Consider the following 6,804-nt stretch of genomic DNA (forward strand, 5'->3'; position numbering starts at 1 on the left):
CCCCGACCCGGCACTGGCGCCGGGCCGCCGAGTGTTCGAAGGAGTGTCGCTTGCCCTCCCCCCGGATCAGCGTCGTCGTGCTCGCCCACGGAGCCGGGGAGTCACTGCCCGGCACTCTCGCGTCGCTCGCGGCGCAGACGCACACGGATCTGGACGTGCTCGTCATCGACGACGGCACCGGCGCCACCACCGAGACCGTCGTCCCCGACGACCGGTTCCGCACCGTCCGGAAGGGGGCCCTGAGCCGGGGCGCGGCGCGCAACCTGGGCGTCGACGAGAGCGACGGCGAGTTCCTGCTGTTCGCCGACGGCGGCGCCGAGTTCCCGGCGGACGCGCTGGCGGCGCTGGCGGCGGCGCTGGAGGAGTCCGGGTCCGACATCGCGCTCGGCCGCGCGGCCGTCCGCAGGTGGACGGGCCAGGTGGCACGGTGGCGGCCGGTCAAGCCGGTCGCCGAACCCGTCACCGGCACGGACCTGGGCCGCACACCGGAGCTGATCGACGACCGCAAGGCGTCCGGGAAGCTGTTCCGGCGCTCCTTCTGGACGGCGAGCAAGCTGGAGTTCCCCGACCTCGGCCGCTACGACGACCTGCCCCTGGTGACCCGGGCCCTTCACCTGGCCACGGCGATCGACGTCCTGCCGGACGTCGTGCTGCACCGCCAGAACGAGCTGTTCGAGCCGACGACGGAGGCGCAGGAGATCGCGGACGGGTTCGGCGCCGTCACGCTCGCCACGTCCTGGCTGGAGGAGAAGGGGCACGCCAGGTCCCGGCAGAGCCTCCAGCTCATAGCCGTCCAGGACGAGCTGCGGGTGTTCCTGGACGCCCTGCCGGACATACCCGCCGAGGAACGCGACCAGGTGGTCGCGCAGGCCGCCGCGTACGCGGCGGGGATCCCCGCGAAGGTGCTCGCCGGCACGACCGCGCTGACCCGGCTCAAGTGGCACCTCGCCACCACCGGCCACACGACCGAACTGGTGAAGGTCGTCCGCTACCAGCGGGGGAAGGCGCAGCCGTCGATCGTCCGCGACCCGCTGCGCCGGTACGTCGTCTACCCGTACTGGAAGGACTCCTCGCTCGACATCCCCCGCGACATCTACCGGGCGCGCGACGAGGTCAGGATGCGCGGGCGCGTCCACGCGGTGAGCTGGGAGGGCGACAGGCTCACCGTCACCGGCGAGGCGTACATCAACTCGGTCAGCATGCGGCGCCGCTGGACGTCGGTGAAGACGATGACGCTGCGGTCCGGCGACCGCAAGATCGTCGCGAAGGCCAGGCAGACCCCGAAGCCCGGCAAGAAATCCGGCTGGTCGGGGTTCGAGTTCACCTTCGACGCGCGGCGGCTCCGCGACCACGGCACCTGGGTCGAGGGCGACTGGGACGTCCAGGCCTCGGTGTTCAACGCGGGCGTGTTCCGGCAGGGCGCGCTGCGCGGCGGCAGCTCCGGCACCGGCGCCCACCCGCCCTACCACTACGTCGCCGACGACGTGCGCGTCGTCCCGCGGATCGAGGACGGCCGCCTCGTCATCAAGGTCGAGAAGGTCGGCGTGAAGGCGTCCGCCCTGCGGTGGGAGGGCGACGCGCTCGTCGTCGACCTGAAGGCCGCGGGAGAGCCGCCCGGGGAGCTGGTCCTGACGCTGGGCGACGACCGCGTCACCGTCCCGGTCACCGCGTCCGGGGACCGCATCACCGCCCGCGTCGACCCGGAGGCGCTCGAAGGGTCGCCGATGCCGCCGGAGCAGATCGACGACACCCGCGACTGGACGGTCAACGCCGGCGGGCGCCCGCTGGTGCTCGCCGAGGGCATCGACGACATCGAGCGGTCCTTCGGTCCCCTGGAGGTCACCGCCGGCCGCGGCCCGAGCGGCTACCTGCGCGTCCGGCGCACCACGACCCGGCTGGTCATCGGCGACTGCACCTGGCGGCCGGAAGGCGCGCTGGCGCTGACCGCGACGCACGCCGCCCGGTCCGGCGGGCAGATCGTGCTGCGCGGGCGGGGCCGCCGCAAGGAGTACGCCTTCGACCTCGTCACCGACGCGTCCTCCGGCGTCCTGCGCGCGGAGATCCCGGTGGCGGCCATGCCGGGCGTCGCGGGCGTGCTGCCGCTGCGTCCGGGCCGCTGGGACGTGCTGTTCCGTCCCCCCGGCGAGCGGGCGCTGACCGTCCGGCTGTCCGACCCCGCGAACAACAACCTCCCGGAGCCGCTGGAGGTGGCGCTGCGCGGCTACGCCCTGGAGGGGCGCGACGGGCGGCTGGTCGTGTCGGTGACCGGCGACGTCTCCGCCGAGGAGAAGAACGCCTGGAAGAAGCACCGCGAGGAGGCCCGCCGCCGCGTCGACCGCGACGGGCTGCGCGACACCGTCCTGTTCTCCTGCTTCGGCGGCCGGCAGTACTCCGACAGCCCCAAGTCCATCCACCAGGAGCTGCTGCACCGCGACTCCGGCCTGGAGCAGCTGTGGGTGGTCAACGACGCGCAGGTGGAGCTGCCGAGCACGCTGAAGGCCGTCCGGCTGAACGGCAAGGAGTGGAACGAGGCGCTCGCCACGTCCCGCTACATCGTGACGAACCACCGGCTCGGCGACGACTTCCAGCGGCACCCGGACCAGGTCGTCCTGCAGACGTGGCACGGCACCCCGCTGAAGAAGATCGGCAAGGACATCAAGGAGGTGCACTTCGCCTACACGCCCGGCATGAAGAAGGCGCTGCAGTCGAAGTCCACCGGCCCCGCCGTCCCCGAGTGGAGCCACCTGCTGTCGCCCAACCCGTTCAGCACGGAGATCTTCCGCCGCGCGTTCGGGTTCAAGGGCGAGATGCTGGAGGTCGGCTACCCGCGCAACGACCTGATGCACAGCCCGGAGGCCGACACGGTCGCCAAGCGGGTCAGGGCGCGCCTGGGCATCCCCGAGGGCAAGCGCGTCGTGCTGTACGCGCCGACGTGGCGTGACGACCAGTACTACAGCCGAGGCCGCTACAAGTTCGACATGCGCCTCGACCTGGAGCGCGCCCGCCAGGCCCTCGGCGACGACCACGTCCTCCTCATCCGCCTGCACACCAACGTCGTGGACGGCGTCACCGAGGACGAGCACGGCTTCGTCCGCGACGTGTCCCTCTACCCCGACATCACCGAGCTGTACCTGATCTCCGACATGATGATCAGCGACTACTCGTCGGTGATGTTCGACTTCGCCAACACCGGCCGTCCCATGCTGTTCTTCACCTACGACCTGGCCGACTACCGCGACCGCCTCCGCGGCTTCTACTTCGACTTCGAAGCCGAAGCCCCCGGCCCCCTGGTGGAGACGTCCGACGACCTGATAGAAGCCATCCGCGACGTGGAAACGGCGACCGCAGGCCACACGACCCGCTACAAGGACTTCGTCGCCCGCTTCTGCCCCCTCGACGACGGCCACGCCGCCGCCCGCACCGCAGACCACGTCTTCGGAACGAACGGCTGAGACCGTTGGGGCCGGTTCGCCGGCCGTGCACCGCGGGACCGTTGATAGGCTTCGTGACTCAGTATGTGATTGTTTTGGGGGGAAGGCACAGGCCCTTGTGCGCGGTGGCGAACCATTTCAGGGTCGGCGTAGACGACGACCTACTGATCCGGTGGTCTGCTCCCCTGCCGCGCGGTGAACGGATCATCCTGCGGCACCGTGCGTCCGGCGACACGCGCGAGGAATCCGTGCGCGGCGACCGCACCTCGGTCGCCCTCGCGCTCAACGGGATCGCCACGGGCAGATGGGACGTGCGGATCGGAGCCGGTGGCGTTTCCGGCCGAGGCGCGGACCGGCCGCTGCTGACCGACGACCCCGGCTTCTCGTTCGACGAGGCACGCGCCTACGCCTGCATCCGCCGGGACCGGGTCGTGCGCGTCGTCCGCTCCGCGGAGGGGCAGGTCTCGCTCCGCGTCCGGAAGGTGTCCCCGCACGCCGAGGTCGAAGCGGTGCATCCGCACGACGGCGAGATCAGGGTGGCGGGGCGGCTCGCCTACACGGGTCCGCGCCCCGAGCAGGACGCACGGCTCGTCGCGGTCGCCCGCGACACGCGCAGCACCCTGACGCGGGACGTGCGTCTCGACGGGACCAAGTTCCAGGTCTGCCTGCCCGTGGACGTGTTCGCCGCCGAGCAGCCCGCACTCTGGGACCTCTGGCTCGACGTGGCCGACGTGCACGCCCGCCTCGCGACCCGGCTGGACGACGCGCCGGGCAAGCGGGGGAAGGTGTCCTTCCCCCGGCAGATCGCCGGGTCCGGCATTCAGGAGATGTCGGTGCGGCCGTACTACACGCTGAAGGACGAACTGTCGGTCGCCGGTCACCTCGTCACCGGGGAGGCGGGGTGAAGATCACTTTCATGCTGCTGGACGCCTCCACCATCGACGGCACTGTGCGCAGCACCTTCACCCTCGCCGGCGAGCTGGCACGCCGCCACGACGTCGAGATCGTCAGCGTGCTGCGGAACGCCGGACTGCCCGCCTTCCCGCTGCCGGACCGCGTCCGGCTGCGCTCGCTGGTCGACCTGCGCCCGGAGGCGAAGGTGCCGTGGCCGAACACCGCCCGCGCGGAGCGGCTCATGACCGAGCCGTCCGCGATGGTCCACCCGGAGGAGCGCAGCTACCCCAAGTTCTCCGCCTGGACCGACGTGCGGATCACCCGCTTCCTCCAGCGGCTCCGCACGGACGTGCTGGTCACCACCCGTGCCGGGCTCAACCTCGCGGCGGCGCGGTTCGTCCCGCGCCGGGTCGTCGTGGTCGGCCAGGAGCATCTGCAGCTCGGCATCCACGAGCCCGGGATCCTGGCCGAGATCGAGAAGTGGTACCCGCGCCTGGACGCCCTCACCTGCCTGACGCACGCCGACCGCGAGGACTACGAGGCCGAGTTCGCGGGCGGGACGTGCCCCGTCTACACGCTCGGGAACGGCCTCCCCAACGGGATATATCCGCGTTCCCGGCAGGAGAACAAGGTCGTCGTCGCGGCCGGCCGGATGGAATGGATCAAGGGATTCGACCTGCTGATCGGCGCGTTCGCGAAGGTCGTGGAGAAGCACCCGGAGTGGCAACTGCGGATCTACGGGCGGGGAGTGCGGCGCGAGCAGTTGCTCCGCCAGGCCACCCGGCTCGGGCTCTACAACAACGTCCTGCTCATGGAGCCCACCGACGACATGGAGGGCGAACTGGCCAAGGCGTCCATCCTGGCGATGTCGTCGCGCGCCGAGCCGTTCGGCATGACGATCATCGAGGCGTTCGCGTGCGGGGTGCCGGTCGTCGGCTTCGACTGCCCGCGCGGCCCCCGCGAGATCGTCAACGACGGCCATGACGGGCTGCTCGTCCCGCCGGAGGACACCGACGCGTTCGCCGAGACGCTGATCCGGCTGATCGACGACGAGACCCTGCGGCACCGGATGGCCCGCAACGCCCGCGCCTCGGCGGAGCGGTACGACATCGCGGTCGTGGCCGGGCAGTGGGAGAAGATGCTCACCGAACTGCGCACCGCCCCCCGCCGAAAGTCAGGCCGCTAGCCGGACACGGGCGCCCCGGGATCCAGAGCACGGGGGTCAGCAACGGGATCGCCAGCACCGCCCTGGGGTCCAGACGTGCCTTGCCCGGCCGCCCCTCGATCGCCGGGCGCGCACGACGGCCAATGGCAGATGAGTCAGCACAGGTCGGGCGCGCGCCGGCAAAGACTCCCCACGGTGTTGGCAATCATCCGGAGACACAATCACGACTCGGAGACAATGCAGGGGCCTGAACCGGACAGCCGATAACATCGAACCGCTTCCCACAAGGAAAGGATCTCCATGGCGAACTTCACGCTCGACGACGTTCGGCAACGGACGTACAAGGCGCGTGACGCCTGGTGGACGGTTCTGCTGGTAGACCCGCTCGCCTCCAGGCTGGTCAGGTTCACGGCCAACCGGACGCGGGTGACCCCGAACCAGCTCACCGTGGGAGCCCTCATCCTCGGCCTCGCCGCCGGCGCCTGCTTCGCCGTGGCGTCCTGGCCGTGGCTGCTCGCCGGCGCGCTGCTGTACCACCTGTCGTTCACGCTCGACTGCATGGACGGCAAGATCGCCCGCCTGAAGGGCACCGGCTCGGTCTTCGGCGCCTGGCTCGACTACATCTTCGACCGCGTCCGCGTCCTGGCCTGCGCGATCGCCCTCATGGCCGGCCAGTACGCCGCGACCGGCAACGTCGCCTATGTCTGGACGGCCCTAGCGGTCGTCTTCCTCGACATGCTCCGCTACATGGACGCGCTGGAGATCTACAAGGTCCGCTCCCAGATGCGCTCCACCCTCAACGCCGCCCGCCGCGAAGCCCACACCTTGGAACTGGCCGCCGCGGAACGCGCCAACGGCAGCCTCTCCGACGAGGACCTGTTCTCCGCCGAGGAAGCCATCGCGGAAGACCCCGAAGCCGACATGGAGAACCGCGTCATCGGCGACGACCCCGCCGCCGCGACCCTCCAGCAGGGCTTCGACCGCCGCTTCCCCTGGTACGCCCGCATCCGCAACGTCCTGATGGCGGGCCGCATCCGCCCCCACCTCATCAGCGGCATCGAGTTCCAGATGGGCGTCTTCATCGTCGCCCCCATCGCCGCCGCCATCGTCCCCGGAGCCATCATCCCGGTGGTGGCCGTCAGCGGCGTCGGCCTGGTCGCCTTCGAACTCGTCATCATCTACAAGTTCTGGCTGGCCAGCCGCGACTACAGCCGCAACCTGACCAAACTCAACACCAAGATCGACGAGTACCGCACCCAACTCCCTACTGAACTCCACGAGGACCGCCCCACCCCGGTAACCACCAGCTCCGGC

4 protein-coding genes are annotated in these 6,804 nt (G+C 70.8%); all 4 read left to right on the plus strand.

Translation table 11 applies throughout. The features are described 5' to 3' along the window. The first annotated feature begins 50 nt into the window (after positions 1-50). Entirely contained in the window at positions 51-3,452 is a 3,402-nt protein-coding gene (locus E1285_RS42230; RefSeq protein ID WP_132160446.1) for a bifunctional glycosyltransferase family 2 protein/CDP-glycerol:glycerophosphate glycerophosphotransferase, read from the plus strand. 104 nt (positions 3,453-3,556) lie between these two features. Then, the gene (locus E1285_RS42235) at positions 3,557-4,336 is read left to right on the plus strand and encodes a hypothetical protein (RefSeq protein ID WP_132160448.1); all 780 of its coding nucleotides are present in this window, start codon (positions 3,557-3,559) and stop codon (positions 4,334-4,336) included. Next, positions 4,333-5,511 carry a glycosyltransferase family 4 protein gene (locus E1285_RS42240; protein WP_132160450.1) on the plus strand — a complete coding sequence of 393 codons (1,179 nt, stop codon included), beginning with the start codon at positions 4,333-4,335 and terminating at the stop codon, positions 5,509-5,511. The genes E1285_RS42235 and E1285_RS42240 overlap by 4 nt, the downstream gene beginning before the upstream one ends. Before the next feature lie 279 nt (positions 5,512-5,790). Then, a partial coding sequence (locus E1285_RS42245) for a CDP-alcohol phosphatidyltransferase family protein (RefSeq protein ID WP_132160452.1) occupies positions 5,791-6,804 on the plus strand: 1,014 nt, incomplete at its 3' end.

The sequence above is a fragment of the Actinomadura sp. 7K507 genome, from assembly GCF_004348425.1.
Taxonomy (GTDB): domain Bacteria; phylum Actinomycetota; class Actinomycetes; order Streptosporangiales; family Streptosporangiaceae; genus Spirillospora.